17 protein-coding genes are annotated in these 14,647 nt (G+C 72.8%); 5 read left to right on the forward strand and 12 right to left on the reverse strand.

Annotated features, from left to right (window positions below; genetic code table 11):
• Window positions 1–220: 220 nt before the first annotated feature.
• On the reverse strand, window positions 221–1,576 hold the full coding sequence (locus tag ACRAKH_RS26660; protein ID WP_380722656.1) for a sensor histidine kinase: 1,356 nt from the start codon (window positions 1,574–1,576) through the stop codon (window positions 221–223).
• A gap of 76 nt (window positions 1,577–1,652) precedes the next feature.
• Between ACRAKH_RS26660 and ACRAKH_RS26665 the strand changes: the two genes are divergently transcribed.
• Window positions 1,653–2,180, forward strand: coding sequence for an AMIN-like domain-containing (lipo)protein (locus tag ACRAKH_RS26665; RefSeq protein WP_380722654.1), 528 nt, complete (start codon window positions 1,653–1,655; stop codon window positions 2,178–2,180).
• Window positions 2,181–2,340: 160 nt separating this feature from the next.
• Here ACRAKH_RS26665 and ACRAKH_RS26670 read toward each other — a convergent pair whose 3' ends face one another.
• The 7 genes from ACRAKH_RS26670 to ACRAKH_RS26700 all read right to left on the reverse strand — a co-directional run bounded on the left by ACRAKH_RS26670 (window position 2,341) and on the right by ACRAKH_RS26700 (window position 9,858).
• Entirely contained in the window at window positions 2,341–3,006 is a 666-nt protein-coding gene (locus tag ACRAKH_RS26670) for a response regulator transcription factor (RefSeq protein WP_380722652.1), read from the reverse strand.
• Between the two features lie 6 nt (window positions 3,007–3,012).
• Window positions 3,013–4,059, reverse strand: coding sequence for a prolipoprotein diacylglyceryl transferase (lgt, locus tag ACRAKH_RS26675; RefSeq protein WP_380722650.1), 1,047 nt, complete (start codon window positions 4,057–4,059; stop codon window positions 3,013–3,015).
• Between the two features lie 751 nt (window positions 4,060–4,810).
• Entirely contained in the window at window positions 4,811–5,596 is a 786-nt protein-coding gene (trpA, locus tag ACRAKH_RS26680) for a tryptophan synthase subunit alpha (RefSeq protein WP_380722648.1), read from the reverse strand.
• On the reverse strand, window positions 5,593–6,816 hold the full coding sequence (trpB, locus tag ACRAKH_RS26685; RefSeq protein ID WP_380722646.1) for a tryptophan synthase subunit beta: 1,224 nt from the start codon (window positions 6,814–6,816) through the stop codon (window positions 5,593–5,595). The genes trpA and trpB overlap by 4 nt, the downstream gene beginning before the upstream one ends.
• A 9-nt stretch (window positions 6,817–6,825) precedes the next feature.
• Window positions 6,826–7,635 (reverse strand): indole-3-glycerol phosphate synthase TrpC, encoded by an 810-nt coding sequence (gene trpC, locus ACRAKH_RS26690; protein WP_380722644.1) that lies wholly within the window; start codon window positions 7,633–7,635, stop codon window positions 6,826–6,828.
• A 209-nt stretch (window positions 7,636–7,844) separates the two neighbouring features.
• Complete coding sequence (locus ACRAKH_RS26695; RefSeq protein WP_380722642.1) at window positions 7,845–8,324, reverse strand: Trp biosynthesis-associated membrane protein; 480 nt, start codon at window positions 8,322–8,324, stop codon at window positions 7,845–7,847.
• Complete coding sequence (locus tag ACRAKH_RS26700; protein ID WP_380722640.1) at window positions 8,317–9,858, reverse strand: anthranilate synthase component I; 1,542 nt, start codon at window positions 9,856–9,858, stop codon at window positions 8,317–8,319. The genes ACRAKH_RS26695 and ACRAKH_RS26700 overlap by 8 nt, the downstream gene beginning before the upstream one ends.
• Window positions 9,859–9,953: 95 nt before the next feature.
• Here ACRAKH_RS26700 and ACRAKH_RS26705 point away from each other — a divergent pair, with 95 nt between their 5' ends.
• Window positions 9,954–10,568, forward strand: a complete 615-nt coding sequence (locus ACRAKH_RS26705; protein ID WP_380722638.1) for a TetR/AcrR family transcriptional regulator — start codon at window positions 9,954–9,956, stop codon at window positions 10,566–10,568.
• Window positions 10,569–10,593: 25 nt separating this feature from the next.
• Here the strand turns inward: ACRAKH_RS26705 and hisI are convergent, their stop codons facing one another.
• Genes hisI through hisF form a run of 3 tightly spaced genes read right to left on the reverse strand, consistent with a single transcriptional unit; the run spans window position 10,594 to window position 12,091 of the window.
• The gene (hisI, locus tag ACRAKH_RS26710; protein ID WP_380722636.1) at window positions 10,594–10,944 is read right to left on the reverse strand and encodes a phosphoribosyl-AMP cyclohydrolase; all 351 of its coding nucleotides are present in this window, start codon (window positions 10,942–10,944) and stop codon (window positions 10,594–10,596) included.
• Window positions 10,941–11,318, reverse strand: coding sequence for a hypothetical protein (locus tag ACRAKH_RS26715; protein ID WP_380722634.1), 378 nt, complete (start codon window positions 11,316–11,318; stop codon window positions 10,941–10,943). Before ACRAKH_RS26715 ends, hisI begins: the two co-directional genes overlap by 4 nt.
• Complete coding sequence (gene hisF, locus ACRAKH_RS26720) at window positions 11,318–12,091, reverse strand: imidazole glycerol phosphate synthase subunit HisF (protein WP_380722632.1); 774 nt, start codon at window positions 12,089–12,091, stop codon at window positions 11,318–11,320. Before hisF ends, ACRAKH_RS26715 begins: the two co-directional genes overlap by 1 nt.
• Window positions 12,092–12,377: 286 nt before the next feature.
• Here hisF and ACRAKH_RS26725 point away from each other — a divergent pair, with 286 nt between their 5' ends.
• From ACRAKH_RS26725 to ACRAKH_RS26735, 3 genes are all read left to right on the forward strand, one after another.
• Window positions 12,378–12,581: a cold-shock protein gene (locus tag ACRAKH_RS26725; RefSeq protein WP_033437808.1), complete on the forward strand. Its 204-nt coding sequence runs from the start codon at window positions 12,378–12,380 to the stop codon at window positions 12,579–12,581.
• Between the two features lie 218 nt (window positions 12,582–12,799).
• On the forward strand, window positions 12,800–13,174 hold the full coding sequence (locus ACRAKH_RS26730; RefSeq protein WP_380722629.1) for a PPOX class F420-dependent oxidoreductase: 375 nt from the start codon (window positions 12,800–12,802) through the stop codon (window positions 13,172–13,174).
• A 32-nt stretch (window positions 13,175–13,206) separates the two neighbouring features.
• A complete protein-coding gene (locus ACRAKH_RS26735; protein ID WP_380722627.1) occupies window positions 13,207–13,932 on the forward strand; it encodes a Clp protease N-terminal domain-containing protein in 726 nt (241 codons plus the stop codon).
• On the opposite strand, the gene priA is transcribed toward ACRAKH_RS26735, so the two are convergent.
• On the reverse strand, window positions 13,895–14,629 hold the full coding sequence (gene priA / locus ACRAKH_RS26740; protein WP_380722625.1) for a bifunctional 1-(5-phosphoribosyl)-5-((5-phosphoribosylamino)methylideneamino)imidazole-4-carboxamide isomerase/phosphoribosylanthranilate isomerase PriA: 735 nt from the start codon (window positions 14,627–14,629) through the stop codon (window positions 13,895–13,897). The two genes, ACRAKH_RS26735 and priA, sit on opposite strands and share 38 nt — an antisense overlap.
• Window positions 14,630–14,647 lie beyond the last annotated feature (18 nt).

The following is a 14,647-nucleotide window of genomic DNA, read 5'->3' on the forward strand; positions in this document are numbered from 1 at the left end:
AGGTCCAGGCCTCTTCCCGCGTTGCCGGGAAAGAAGGAGGCGGCACCACGGCGCAAGGCACCCACGGCGAGCACTCCCCAACCTCACGCCCCCAAGTCCCCTCACAACTCGGGCCGACCGCCCACCCTGGGCTGGAGCCGGGGCCTGGGCTGGAACCGGGGCCTGGGCTGGGACCGCGGGGCCGGGCTCCGTGGATCGAGGACCGGTGCCGCTTGTGGAGTTAGGCGCTGAGGCGGACCACGGCGTCGAGACCGTGCGGGTCTGCGGGTTGCAGGAGGAGTTCCCCTCCGGCGGAGGCGATCAGTTCGGCGCAGATCGCCAGGCCCAGGCCGGTGCCGGGGGTGTTCTGGTGGCGTGGCGCGCGCCAGAAGCGGGCCAGGGCGTTGGCGCGCTCCTGATCCGTGAGGCCGGTGCCGTTGTCGGTCACGTGGAGTTCTACGCGGCCGCCCGACGTCCTGCCCCAGATCTTCAGCTCGGTGCCGCCGGACAGGCGGATGGCGTTGCCGACGAGTTCGTCGAGGACGCTGCCCAGGCCGCCCGGGGGTTCCAGGACGCGGAGGCCGGGTGGGACGTCGACGTCCAGGCGCATGTCGCCGGCCAGTGCGCGCCAGCCGGGGACGTGGGTGGCCAGGAGGGCGTCCACGTCGACCGGTTCGGCGGCTGAGGCGCTGTCGAGACGGGTTGCGGCCAGGAGGGTGTCCAGGACCCGGCCCATTTCCTCGGCTTCGTCCACGGCGATGCGGTGGGCCTCGCGGGCGGCCTCGTCGGTCACGTGGGGGGCCAGGTTGTCGACCGCCAGACGGAGGCTTGCCAGGGGGTTGCGGAGTTGGTGGGACGCGTCGGAGACGAACGCGCGTTGGCGGCGCAGGGCGCGGCCCACGACGTCGACCATGGCGTTGAAGCTGGCCGCCAGGCGGCGGAGTTCGGGTGGGCCGCCGAGTTCGTCGGCTCGGGCGTCCAGGTGGCCGCCGGCCACGGCCGCGGTGGCTTCGTCGAGCCTGCGGACCGGGCGCAGGACCCAGCGGGACATCGGCCACGCCACCGCCACCACGCCCAGCATCGGGATCAGGCCTAGCAGCGCGAGGACGCCCCACTGGCGGAGGATCGCCGATCGCAGGCTGTCCGTGGGGGAGATCGTGACCACGGCCGCGACCACCTCGCTGTCCCGGCCGACCGGTTCGACGACCACCAGGTTCACCCGTTCCCACGGCCAGACCGACTGGTCGGTCTCGCCGCGGTATCCGCCGAACGCGGCCTTCAGGCCCGCGGCGACGTTGGGGTCGGTGAGCGGGAACGGGGTGCGCGACGCCTCCACCACCGTGCCGTCGGTGCCGACGAGGCCCGCCGAGATGCCGTACAGCTGGTCGTACCGGACCAGCTCCTCGCGCAGCGCGGTGAGCCGGTCGGACGCGAGCGCGTTCTCGGCCAGCGACGCGAACCGGCTGGCGTCACCCAGCCGGTCGAGGTAGGTCTCCTGGCTCTCGCGCTGCACGACGGCGAACGCGAGCGGCACGCCGAGGGCCGCGACCAGGGCCATCAGCAGCGGCACGATGAGGACTAGCAGACGGCGCAGCACGCGGAGGCAACCTCCCCGGGGTGACCTGCGTCATGTCTCACGTGACCGTTCCGGTCCGTGTGAGGGGGAAATCAGCATGCTACGCAAGATTGCACTGCTTATCGCGGTGGTGGCGGCGGCCGCGGTGGTGGCACCGGTGACGGCCTCCGCCGCTCCAACCGCGTGCACGGTCGACTGGGGCTCGGGGGCCAAGTCGGCGTGGCCGATGACGGCCGGGCAGTTGACGAACATCCGCGCCGGCCGGCAGGACTGCTACGACCGGTTGGTGTTCGACGTCGTCGGGACGAACGACGGCTACCACGTGCAGTACGTGACCGAGGTGCACCACGAGGGATCGGGGCACCTGGTGCCGTTGCGCGGTGACGGCAAGTTGCAGATCACCGTGCACTCGCCGGCCTACGACCACGACGGCAACCCGACGTACCGGTACGCGAACCCGGCCGAGCTGGTCGACGTCACGGGGTACCAGACGTTCCGGCAGGTCGCGTGGGCCGGGTCGTTCGAGGGGCAGACGACCGTGGGCCTCGGGGTGCGGGCTCGTCTGCCGTTCCGCGTGTTCACGCTGCCCGGTCGGGTCGTGGTGGACGTCGCCCACACCTGGTGACACGTGCCGGGTGACGCGTGCCGGGTGTCGGGTGCCGGTGTCGGGTGCCGGTGACGCGTGCCGGGTGCGAGTGCCGGGTGCGAGTGCCGGGAAGCCCGCCGGGCGGCGGGTGGAGGCGGACGCCGGAAGGGCGGCGCGCGGTGACGTCCGGGTTCCGAGGTCAGGTGTGGGCTGCCACGCGGTAGCCCACACCTCGGATCGTCTCGATGCGGAGGGCGTCGCCGAGCTTGCCGCGCAGGGCGGCGATGTGGGTGTCGAGCGTGCGTGACGGCGCTTCCCAGTGGGCTTGCCAGACCTGGTCGACGATGAGGTCGCGGCTGACCACGGTGCCCGCTCGGCCGACGAGGAGGGCCAGGAGGTCGAACTCCTTGCGGGTGAGGGGCACCGGGTCGCCGTTGATCGTGGCTTCGCGGCTCTCGGGGTCGAGGGTCAGCGGGCCCAGGGTAATGCGGTCCTCGCGTTCGGCGGCGCGGGCCGAGCGGGTGCGGCGGAGCACGGCTTCGATGCGGGCGAGGAGTTCGGCGGTGCCGAACGGTTTCACGACGTAGTCGTCGGCGCCGAGGCGCAGGCCGAGGACGCGTTCGCGTTCCTCGCCGCGGGCGGTGACGGTGATGACGGCGGTGCCGGTGCGGCGGCGGAGTTCGCGCAGCACGTCGAGGCCGTCGCCGTCGGGCAGGCCGAGGTCGAGGAGGACGACGTCCGCGGGCGGCGCGGTGAGCGCCGCCGCGGCCGTGGCCACCCGGTGGACCTCGTAGCCCGCGTGGCGGAGTGCGGTGAGCAGGCCGCGCGCCACCCGGTCGTCATCTTCGACGACGAGGATGCGCATCGCCGACTACTGGCCCGGCTTGTCGCCGGAGCTGGTGCCGGTGCCGGTGGTGCCCGCGCCCGCGTTGGTGTCCGAGGGCTCGGTGTTCGACGTGGTGTCCGACGACTTGGTGTCGGGGACGGTCGCCTGCTCGGGCGTGCTCGCCGCGGGCGAGTCCGGTTCGGTCGCGCCGTCGGTGGAGTCGCCGTCGCCGTCGGGTCGGACGATGACCTCGCGTCCGCCCCGCTTCGCGGCCAGCAGGAAGTAGATCACCGCGCCGGCGAACACGACGACGGACGTGAGCACGTTGATGCGGGTGCCGAAGACCTCGGTGGCCGGGTCGACGCGCATCAGCTCGATCCAGAACCGACCGGCCGTGTAGCCCGCCACGTACAGCGCGAACACCCGGCCGTGGCCCAGCCGGAACTTCCGGTCGGCCCACACGATGAGCAGCGCGACGCCGAGGTTCCAGAGGAGTTCGTAGAGGAACGTCGGGTGCACGATCTCGATCGGCGTGTGGTCGAGCGCCACGCCGCCCAGCTCGTCCTTGAAGCCGGTGGCCGGGTCGACGCGCTCGTAGATCTCCAGGCCCCACGGCAGCGTGGTGGGACCGCCGTACAGCTCCTGGTTGAAGTAGTTGCCGAGGCGGCCGACGGCCTGCGCCACGACGATGCCGGGCGCGAGGGCGTCCGCCATCGCGGGCAGCGGGATGCCCTTGCGGCGGCACGCGATCCACGCGCCGACGCCGCCCAGCGCGATGGCACCCCAGATGCCGAGGCCACCGTTCCAGATGGCCAGTGCGTCGAGCGGGTTGCGGCCCTCGCCGAAGTACTTGTGGTAGTCCGTCGCCACGTGGTAGAGCCGGCCACCGATCAGGCCGAACGGGACAGCGAAGACGGCGATGTCCGTGACCTCGCCCTTCAGCCCGCCACGGGCCACCCAGCGACGCTCACCCCACCAGATCGCCAGGATGATGCCGAGGATGATGCACAGCGCGTACGCGCGGATCGGGATCGGTCCCAGTTGCCACACGCCCTGGTCGGGGCTGGGGATCGTCGCGAGGTAAGTCGTCACCACGGCCACCACCGTAGTGGGTGCGTCCGTCCGTCCCGGAGGGACGGCTCGATGGGACAGCTCGATTGTTACCGGAACCCGCCCGTACGGGGGGATGCCCCGCGCTGCCGGCAGGCGTCGTGCGCCGGACGCCACGGAACCGGGGAGCCGCGAGCCGTCGCCACTGGCGGAGACGTGTGCCGGCAGGTGACGTGTGCGGGCGTCACGGCGACGGGTCCACGCGGGGAGCACTGCCCTTGACGTGCGCGGACGCCGCCAGAGCGGGCGTTCGCCGGCGTCACGGGGACGCGCTGCCGGAGACGTGGGCGGGCACCGCTGCCGAGACGGACGCGGACGGCGTTCGTCGGGGACGTGGGCGGACGTCGGTGGTGCGGCACGGCGGCGAAGTCGTCCGGCGGCGGGGCCCGGCGCGTCGCGGTGGCGTGGTCCGGGCGGCGGCGGGGTTCGCGGGGTGGGCGCGATGACCTCGGGTGGGAGTAGGCCGGAGGTGGTGGGGCGGGTGGTGAGGCGGCGGGTGGGGAGGCCGGGCCCGGGCAGTTCGAGGGCGGTGGCGTCGGCGCGTGGGCGTCCGGGCGCCGCCGGCCGCCGCGGGCGGGCAGCAGCGCGGTCAGGGCGTTGAAGGCGGTGGTCAGGGCGTGGAGGAGGCGGGTGGTCGGGTTCATGGGGCCAAGTGTGGCGACGGCCACCGACAAAACCGGGGGCTCGGCGGAGCCCCCGGTTGTCAGTTCACTCGATCCAGCGACCCCGTGCCTCAGGCCGGGGTGGGGACCTGGCGCACTCCGGCGGCCAGTTCCTCGGTCAACGCGGCCACGGTGTCGTCCTGCACGGCCGACACGAACGCCGAGCCGACGATGACGCCGTCCGCGAACGCCGCCAGCTCGGCCGCCTGCGCGCCGTTGCGGACGCCGAGGCCGACGCCGATGGGCAGGTCGGTGTGCTCGCGCACGCGCTTGACCAGCGCCGGGGCGGCGGACGACACGACGTCGCGGGCGCCGGTCACGCCCATCACGGACGTGGCGTAGAGGAAGCCGCGGGAGGAGCGGGCGGTGAGGTCGATGCGCTCCTCGGTGGACGACGGCGCGACGAGGAAGATGCGGTCGAGGTCGTGGGTCTCGGTGGCCTCGATCCACGCGGCGCCTTCGTCGGGCACGAGGTCGGGCGTGATGACGCCGAGGCCGCCCGCCGCCGCGAGGTCGCGGGCGAAGCGGTCGACGCCGTAGGCCAGCACGGGGTTCCAGTACGTCATGACGACGGCGCGGCCACCGGCTTCGGCGACGGATTCCACCACGCCGAACAGGTCGCGGACGCGGAACCCGCCGCGCAGGGCTTGTTCGGCGGCGCGCTGGATGGTGACGCCGTCCATGACGGGGTCGGAGAACGGCAGGCCGACCTCGACCAGGTCGCACCCGGACGACACCATGGTCCGCAGCACGTCCTTGGAGCCGTCGAGGGTGGGGTAGCCGGCGGGCAGGTAGCCGATGAGGGCGGCCCGCGACTCGGCCCGGCACGCCTCGAACACCGGGGCAAGCTTGCTCATGCGTCCACTCCCAGCCCGAACCACTTGATCGCGGTGTCCATGTCCTTGTCGCCGCGGCCGGACAGGTTCACCAGGATCAACCCCTCCGGGCCGAGCTCGCGGCCGAGCACGAGCGCGCCGGCGAGGGCGTGCGCGGACTCGACGGCGGGGATGATGCCTTCCTCGCGGGAGAGCAGCGCGAACGCTTCCATCGCCTGGGCGTCGGTGACGGGCCGGTACTCGGCGCGGCCGGTGTCCTTGAGGTGGGCGTGCTCGGGGCCGACGCCGGGGTAGTCGAGGCCGGCGGAGATGGAGTGGGCCTCGGCGATCTGGCCGTCCTCGTCCTGGAGCACGTAGGACATGGCGCCGTGGAGCGATCCGGGGGTGCCGGCGGTGAGGGTGGCGCCGTGCCGGGCGGTGTCGATGCCGTCGCCGCCGGGTTCGAGGCCGACGAGCCGCACGGACGGGTCGTCGATGAAGCCGTGGAAGATGCCGATGGCGTTGGAGCCGCCGCCGACGCACGCGGCGACGACGTCGGGCAGGCGGCCCGCCTTGTCGAGGATCTGCTCGCGGGCCTCGATGCCGATGATCCGGTGGAAGTCGCGGACGAGCACCGGGAACGGGTGGGGTCCGGCGGCGGTGCCGAGCAGGTAGTGGGTGTCGTCGACGTTGGCGACCCAGTCGCGCAGCGCCTCGTTGATGGCGTCCTTGAGGGTCCGGGACCCGGTCTTGACCGGGATGACCTGGGCGCCGAGGAGCCGCATGCGGGCGACGTTGAGGGCTTGCCGCTCGGTGTCGACCTCGCCCATGTAGACGACGCAGTCGAGGCCCATGAGGGCGCAGGCGGTGGCGGTGGCGACGCCGTGCTGGCCGGCGCCGGTCTCGGCGATGACGCGCTTCTTGCCCATGCGCTTGGTGAGCAGCGCCTGGCCCAGCACGTTGTTGATCTTGTGCGAGCCGGTGTGGTTGAGGTCTTCGCGCTTCAGGAAGATCCGGGCGCCGCCCGCGTGGGCGGCGAACTTCGGCGCCTCCGTCAGCAGCGACGGGCGGCCCGCGAAGTCGCGCAGCAGCCGGGCGAACTCGTCGAGGAACTCGGGGTCGACCCGGGCCTTCTCATAGAACGCGGCGAGTTCGTCCACGGCGGCGATGAGCGCTTCCGGCATGAACCGGCCGCCCCACGGCCCGAAGTGGCCCCGCTCGTCGGGGTCGTGGGGTGTCGGAGCCAACTGGCCGGGCGACATGCGCTCTCCTTACCGGCTCGGCCGGGGACAGGCGGGATGCGATCCCGCGGTCACCAGCTTGTTCACCGCGACCTTGGGGTCGCCGCTCGTCACCAGGCTCTCGCCGACCAGCACCGCGTCGGCGCCCGCGCCCGCGTACGCCATCAGGTCGCCCGGCCCGGTGACACCGGACTCGGCGATCTTGATGGTGTCGAAGGGCAGTCCGGGGGCGATCCGCCCGAAGACGTCCTTGTCCACTTCGAGGGTGTGCAGGTTGCGGGCGTTGACGCCGATGACGCTCGCACCGGCCTCCAGCGCGCGGTCGGCCTCCTCGGCCGTGTGCACCTCGACCAGCGCCGTCATGCCCAGCGACTCGACCCGGTCCAGCAGCGACACCAGGGCGTTCTGCTCCAGCGCCGCCACGATCAGCAGCACCAGGTCCGCGCCGTGCAGGCGCGCCTCGTGCACCTGGTACGGGCTGACGATGAAGTCCTTGCGCAGCAGGGGAACGCCCACCGCCGCGCGCACCGCGTCGAAGTCCTCCAGCGACCCGCCGAAGCGGCGCTGCTCGGTCAGCACGCTGATCGCCCGCGCGCCGCCCAGCTCGTACTGCACGGCCAGCTCGGCGGGCTCCGGGATGTCGGCCAGCGCGCCCTTGGACGGGCTGCGCCGCTTGACCTCGGCGATGACGCCCACGCCCGGGCTCCGCAGGGCCGACATCACGTCCTGGGGCGGCGGCACCTTCGCCGCCTTCTCCCTGAGCACGTCGAAAGGCAGTGCCGCCTCCCGCACGGCGAGGTCTTCGCGGACGCCCTCGATGATCGACTCCAGCACGGTCATCCGAGCACCTCGCTCGACTCCGTCAGACCTTCCGGTTCAGTCGCAAGCTCCCGCACGTCATGCTCCCCTTCCCGCCACGAGGATGCTAACCCCGGCGGGCACGGCGTCCGGCCACCGGGTAGTCCGGTTCGCGCTGATGGCCAGGGTCCTCGCCAGCCGACGTGCGCAAACGTGCGGTGTCGGCGGGCGGGCGGGCCGCCGGCGCGGTGTCAGTCCCGCTCCGTGGGATCGTCGCCGCGTTCCAGCGCGTTCCACAGGTCGCGTTCGGGGTCGGCGGTCTTCGCGGCCGCGCCGGGCGCCTGGTAGCCGGCACCCAGCCGCGGCATGGCCGAACCGCGCACGACCAGCACCGCACCGGCCGCGACCACCGACACCGCGCCCGCGAACACCAGGCCCAGGCCGGTCGGCGGACCGTCCGTTCCCACTGCTTGGAACGCCGCCGTGGCGCCCGCGAGGAGCACCACGACGCCGAGCACGCGCCGCACCCAGCCGCTCAGCGCCACCACGGCGGCGATCGCGGCCAGGCACAGCAGCGCGAGCGGCGTGAGCGCGGGCAGCACGTCCGCGCCGCTTCGGTCCGCCGAAGCGTCCCAGGTGACGCCGGACGCGCCGCCCAGCGCCGCCGCGCCGAGCAGCAGCAGCGCCACCACGATCCACAGTGGACGGCGGCCGGGTCGCGCGTCAGACACGGGCCGGGTCCACCGCCGGGGCCATGGTCTGGGCGGTCGCGATCGCCGACAGCACCGCGCCCGCCTTGTTCAGGCACTCGTTGTCCTCGGCGACGGGGTCGGAGTCGGCCACGATGCCGCCGCCGGCCTGCACGTACGCCACGCCGTCGCGGACCAGGGCGGTCCGGATGGCGATCGCGGTGTCCGCGTCGCCCGCGAAGTCGAGGTAGCCGACGACGCCGCCGTACAGGCCGCGCCGGGTCGGCTCCAGCTCCTCGATCAGCTCCATCGCGCGCGGCTTGGGCGCGCCGGACAGGGTGCCCGCCGGGAAGCACGCGGCCACGGCGTCGAACGCCGTGCGGCCCTCGGCCAGCTCGCCGCTCACCGTGGACACGATGTGCATGACGTGGCTGTACCGCTCGACCTTGAAGAAGTCGACCACGGTCACCGTGCCGGGCTTGCACACGCGGCCCAGGTCGTTGCGGCCCAGGTCGACCAGCATGAGGTGCTCGGCGCGTTCCTTGTGGTCGGCCAGGAGGTCCTTCTCGAGGAGGGCGTCCTCCTCCTCGTCGACGCCACGCCAGCGGGTGCCCGCGATCGGGTGGGTGGTGGCCTTGCCGTCGCGCACGGTCACCAGCGACTCGGGGCTGCACCCGACGATGTCGAAGTCGTCCAGCCGCAGCAGGTACATGTACGGGCTGGGGTTGGACGTGCGCAGCACGCGGTAGATGTCGAGCGGGTCGGCGGTGGTGCGCATCTCGAACCGCTGCGACAGCACGACCTGGAACGCCTCACCGGCGCGGATGGCCTCCTTGGCCTTCTCCACGACGGCGTAGTGCTCCTGCTGGGTGCGGCGGCGGGTGAACTCGGGCTTGGGCCGGGCGAACACGGCGACGGTGGGCGGCGCGGGGCTCTGGAGGTCCTGCGTCATCGCGTCGAGGCGGGCCACCGCGTCGTCGTACGCGGCGTCCACCCGTTCCGGCGAGTCGTCCCAGTTGATGGCGTTGGCGATGAGCGTGACGGTGCCCTCGTGGTGATCGAGCGCGGCGAGGTCGGTGGCCAGCAGCATGACCAGTTCCGGCACCTGGAGGTCGTCCTCGGCGAGCGACGGCAGCCGTTCGAGCCGGCGGACGGCGTCGTAGCCGATGTAGCCGACCATGCCGCCGGTCAGCGGCGGCAGGCCGGGCAGCGGGTCGGTGCGCAGCACCTCGATGGTCTCCCGCAACGCCACCAGCGGGTCGCCGCCCTCGGGCAGGCCGACGGGGTGCGGTCCCTGCCAGTAGGCCTCGCCGCCGGTCGCGGTCAGCGCGCTGGCGCTGCGCGCGCCCACGAACGACCAGCGCGACCAGGAGCGGCCGTTCTCGGCGGACTCGAACAGGAACGTGCCCGGACGGTCCGCCGCGAGCTTGCGGTACAACCCGACCGGGGTCTCCGCGTCCGCCAACAGCCGCCGCACGACCGGGATGACCCGCCGCTGGGCGGCGAGCTCGCGGAACTCCTCGCGCGTGGGGCTGACCTCGCCCAGACCCACGCCTGCACCGATGACGCTCACCATGGGCGTCATTGTGCAGGTCGGGTCTACCCCGGCACTCCGCCGGGCCGAATTCATCACACGTTGAAAACGTGGCCGGTCTGACACATGATGGCGACGTGAACCCCAGCTCGCAACAGACCGAACCGAAGCGCCGCGGCCGACGGGCCGGTGGCGAGGACACCAAGGCGGCGCTCCTGGCCGCCGCGCGCGAGGTGTTCGTCGAGCGCGGCTACGAGGGCTCGACGGTCCGGTCCATCGCGGCGCGGGCGGGCGTGGACGCGGCGATGGTCAACCACTGGTTCGGCGGCAAGGAGAAGTTGTTCGCGCAGGCCGTGCTGCAGGTGCCGATCGACCCGAACGCGCTGGTCGTGACGCTGCTCGACGGTCCGGACGACGAGATCGGCGAGCGGATCGTGCGCACGTTCCTCGGCGTGTGGGACCCGATCGGGGGCGGCCAGTTCTCCGCGATGGTGCGCAGCGTGACGGCGCACGACCGGGTCGCCGAGGTGCTGCGCGACTTCTTCGTGCGGACGGTGCTGCACCGGATCATCGCGCACCTCGACGTGCCGGACGCCGAGCTCCGGGCGACGCTGCTGGCCAGCCAGATCTTCGGCATGGGCATGATCCGGTACGTGGTCCGGTTCGAGCCGCTCGCGTCGGCGGACGTGGACACGCTGGTGAAGGCGATCGCGCCGAACCTCCAGCGCTACCTCACCGGTGACATCGGCTGACCCGCACGGGCCGCGGGGGAACCGGTCAGCCCGCGCCGAGCAGCACGGTCGAGTCGAAGCACGTCGCGTCGCCCGTGTGGCAGGCCGCGCCGACCTGGTCCACGACCAGCAGCACCGTGTCGCCGTCGCAGTCGAGCCGCACCTCGTGCACGTGCTGCGTGTGCCCGGACGTCTCGCCCTTCACCCACAGCTGCTGCCGGCTGCGCGAGTAGTACGTGGCGCGGCGGGTGGTGAGCGTCCGGTGCAGGGCCTCGTCGTCCATCCACGCCACCATCAGCACCTCCCCCGTGCCGCGCCGCTGGGCCACGGCGCACACCAGCCCGTCGGCGGTGCGCTTCAGCCGGGACGCGATGGACGGGTCGAGCGCGCTGGTCAACGCTGTCCTCCGAGGAAGTGGATGCGGACGGGCCGGGTGTTGAGCAGCACCACGCCGAACACGTGGACCGCGGAGAGGACGGCGGACAGCACGCGCAGCCACACGGGGCCGTCGTTGAGCACGGCGAGCAGGTGGATCAGCGCGACCAGGGCGTACACGATCGCGGCCGCGAGGCGGGCCGGGCGCAGGCCGGCGTAGAGGCCGCCGACCACGACCAGCTCCACCACCGCGACGGTGACCGGGAACCTCATCCAGCCGGAGTCGCCCTCGACCTGCCACTGGATCAGGCCCATGAGCACGAACGCCAGGCCGCCGCCCGCGCCGAGCAGGGTCGCGAGGGTCGCCTCGGGCGGCGCGTTGCGGGCGTTCGGCATCACCGGACCTCCACGCCCGCGTCGCGCAGGGTCCGCTTCACGTCGCCGATGCGCAGCGCGCCGAAGTGGAAGACGCTCGCCGCGAGCACGGCGTCCGCGCCCTCCGCCACGGCGGGCGGGAAGTGATCCAGGACACCGGCGCCGCCGCTGGCGATCAGCGGCACGTCCACGACCTTGCGGGTCAACCGGATCAGCTCCAGGTCGAACCCGACCTTGGTGCCGTCCGCGTCCATCGAGTTCAGCAGGATCTCGCCGACGCCCAGCTCCTGGCCGCGCGCGGCCCACTCGACCGCGTCGATGCCGGTGCCGCGGCGGCCGCCGTGCGTGGTGACCTCGAACCCGGACGGCGTGGGCGGTTCGCCCTCCGGGACGCGCCGGGCGTCCACCGACAGCACGATGCACTGCGCGCCGAACCGGCGGGACAGCTCGCCCAGCAGCTCCGGGCGGGCGATCGCGGCCGTGTTGACGCTGACCTTGTCCGCGCCCGCGCGCAGCAGCTTGTCGACGTCCTCGGCGCTGCGCACCCCACCGCCCACGGTCAGCGGGATGAACACCTGCTCGGCGGTGCGGCGCACCACGTCGAACGTCGTCTCGCGGTCGCCGGACGAGGCGGTCACGTCGAGGAACGTCAACTCGTCGGCGCCCTCGGCGTCGTAGGCCCGCGCCAGCTCGACCGGGTCGCCCGCGTCGACGAGGTTGGTGAAGTTCACGCCCTTCACCACCCGGCCGCGGTCGACGTCGAGGCAGGGGATCACGCGCACCGCTACTGACATGGGTAAAAGCCTACGGGTGCGCTGGTGGGCGACCGACTCGTGGTGCCCGCGCGCACGGCTCGCCCGCACGCGGGCGGGAGGCGGGTGTGACGCGAACCTCCGACTCGCCGGCCGTTGGGGGCGACGTGGCGGCGAAAGTGTGGTTCACTTGTGGAGGTCGCAAGTTTTGTGTTCGTGTCATCCACGCTCGCGAAACGCGTTTGAGCGTGTGATTCCTCAGGGTCAGCGTTTGGACCGGCCTCAGCGGGTGCGTTCGCCCCGTTGGTAGCTGTATGAGGAGTAAAGCATGGCGCAGGGCACCGTGAAGTGGTTCAACTCGGAGAAGGGCTTCGGCTTCATCTCCCCCGAGGATGGCGGCGCGGACGTGTTCGTCCACTACTCGGAGATCCAGAGCGGCGGCTACCGCAGCCTGGAAGAGAACCAGCGCGTGAGCTTCGATGTCGGCCAGGGCGCCAAGGGCCCCCAGGCCACCAACGTGACGGTCATCTGACCTGAGCGTTACCGGCTGAGCCCCGTTCCCCTCGTGGGAGCGGGGCTCTTCCGCATCCCGGGGTCCCTTGGACCTGCGTCGGGGGCCGACGCGGGGCAGTAACGTGTCCGCGGGGTCCACGCGCGACGGTCCTCGGCCGGCAGGTCCACGCACGACGGTCCTCGGGCGGCAGGTCCACGCGCGACGGTCGCGGTGGCGGCGGACTACCGTCGGCGACCATGGACCTCGCAGCCGGCAAGTACCTGTTGTTGACCACCTTCCGCAAGGACGGCACCCCCGTGCCGACACCCGTCTGGGTGGCCGGGGAGGGCGGCACGCTCTACGCGTGGTCCGCGGCCGACGCGGGCAAGGTCAAGCGCATCCGCCGCGGCGGCGACGTCCGGATCGGGCCGTGCGACTTCAGGGGCAACCCCACCGGCGAGCAGGTCCCGGCCACCGCGCGCCTGCTCGACCAGACCGAGAGCGACCGCGTCCGGTCGCTGATCGCGAAGAAGTACGGCGTGGTGGGCAGGCTCACCATGCTCGGCAGTCGCCTCCGCCGGGGCCGCGAGGGCACGGTCGGCATCGAGATCGTGCCGTCAACCCGAAGTTGACCACCCGTCTGGCGTCAACCTAGAGTTGACGGATGGTCAGCGCCCCGGTCCAGCTCACGGACCTCATCGTCGCCGTCGCGTCGGAACACCCGGACGTGCTCGGCAGGCTGGCCGCCGCCGTCGAGCTGAGCGGCCGGCTGGACGAGCTCGGAGATCACCTGATCGGGCACTTCGTGGACGAGGCGCGGCGCGCGGGGGCGAGCTGGACCGACATCGGCGAGAGCCTCGGCGTCACCAAGCAGGCCGCGCAGAAGCGGTTCGTGCCCAAGGAGTCGCCGGACCTGAAGCCGAGGTTCGACCGCTACACCGATCGGGCGCGGCGGGTCGTCGTACTGGCCCGCCACCACGCCCGGTTCAGCGAGCACATCGGCACCGAGCACCTGCTGCTCGGCCTGCTGGACGAGTCGGGCGGCCTCGCCGCGAAGACCATCGCCAGGCTGGAGGCGGCGGAGGGCACCACGCGCCTGGCCGTGCTGATCGACCTCGACGGCACGGTGCGGGAGCGGCCCGACCCGCAGCCGTTCACCACGCACTGCAAGAAGGCGCTGGAACTGGCCGTGCGCGCGTCACTGCGCCACGGTCACACGTTCGTGGGAACCGAGCACCTGCTGCTCGGACTGCTCGCCGAGGAGGAGGGCGCCGCGGCCAGGGCCCTGGCCCGCACGGGCGTGACCAGGGAGGCCGCGGAGGCCCACATCGTCCGGGAGATCGAGGACGCGATCAGGCGCGGACCGCGGCCAGCGCCTCCGGCAGCGTGAACGCGCCCGCGTAGAGCGCCTTGCCCACGATCGCGCCCTCCACGCCGTCGCGCGCCAGCGCCGCCAGCGCCACCAGGTCGTCCACACTGGACACGCCGCCGGAGGCGATCACCGGCGCGTCGGTGCGCGCGCACACCTCGCGCAGCAGGTCCACGTTCGGGCCCTGGAGCGTGCCGTCCTTGCTCACGTCCGTCACGACGTACCGGGAGCAGCCGTCGCGGTCCAGCCGCTCCAGCACGTCCCACAGGTCGCCGCCGTCCTGCGTCCAGCCGCGCGCGGCCAGCCGGTGGCCCTGCTCGGTGATCCGCACGTCGAGGCCGACCGCGACCTTGTCGCCGTGCTCGGCGACGACCTTCGCGCACCACACCGGGTCCTCCAGCGCGGCGGTGCCCAGGTTCACCCTGGCGCAGCCGGTGGCGAGCGCGGCGGCCAGCGACGCGTCGTCGCGGATGCCGCCGGACAGCTCCACCTTGACGTCCAGCTCGCCGACCACGCGGGCCAGCAGCTCGCGGTTGCTGCCGCGGCCGAACGCGGCGTCGAGGTCGACCAGGTGCACCCACTCGGCGCCGTCGCGCTGCCACGCGAGCGCGGCGTCCAGCGGGTCACCGTAGGAGGTCTCGGTTCCGGCCTCGCCTTGCACGAGCCGAACCGCAAGGCCGTCGGCCACGTCGACAGCCGGGAGCAGCGTGAAAGTCACGCGAACAGCCTAGTTGAC

The sequence above is a fragment of the Saccharothrix hoggarensis genome, assembly GCF_052936025.1.

Bases quoted from the DNA above. Each gene is read 5' to 3' on its own strand.
- trpB (WP_380722646.1), bottom strand. From the start codon at position 6,816: ATGTCGCCCGGCCAGTTGGCTCCGACACCCCACGACCCCGACGAGCGG.
- ACRAKH_RS26670 (WP_380722652.1), bottom strand. From the start codon at position 3,006: ATGCGCATCCTCGTCGTCGAAGATGACGACCGGGTGGCGCGCGGCCTG.
- ACRAKH_RS26735 (WP_380722627.1), top strand. From the start codon at position 13,207: ATGGTCAGCGCCCCGGTCCAGCTCACGGACCTCATCGTCGCCGTCGCG.
- ACRAKH_RS26700 (WP_380722640.1), bottom strand. From the start codon at position 9,858: ATGGTGAGCGTCATCGGTGCAGGCGTGGGTCTGGGCGAGGTCAGCCCC.
- ACRAKH_RS26715 (WP_380722634.1), bottom strand. From the start codon at position 11,318: ATGCCGAACGCCCGCAACGCGCCGCCCGAGGCGACCCTCGCGACCCTG.
- ACRAKH_RS26725 (WP_033437808.1), top strand. From the start codon at position 12,378: ATGGCGCAGGGCACCGTGAAGTGGTTCAACTCGGAGAAGGGCTTCGGC.
- ACRAKH_RS26730 (WP_380722629.1), top strand. From the start codon at position 12,800: ATGGACCTCGCAGCCGGCAAGTACCTGTTGTTGACCACCTTCCGCAAG.
- trpC (WP_380722644.1), bottom strand. From the start codon at position 7,635: ATGACCGTGCTGGAGTCGATCATCGAGGGCGTCCGCGAAGACCTCGCC.
- ACRAKH_RS26665 (WP_380722654.1), top strand. From the start codon at position 1,653: ATGCTACGCAAGATTGCACTGCTTATCGCGGTGGTGGCGGCGGCCGCG.
- hisF (WP_380722632.1), bottom strand. From the start codon at position 12,091: ATGTCAGTAGCGGTGCGCGTGATCCCCTGCCTCGACGTCGACCGCGGC.
- trpA (WP_380722648.1), bottom strand. From the start codon at position 5,596: ATGAGCAAGCTTGCCCCGGTGTTCGAGGCGTGCCGGGCCGAGTCGCGG.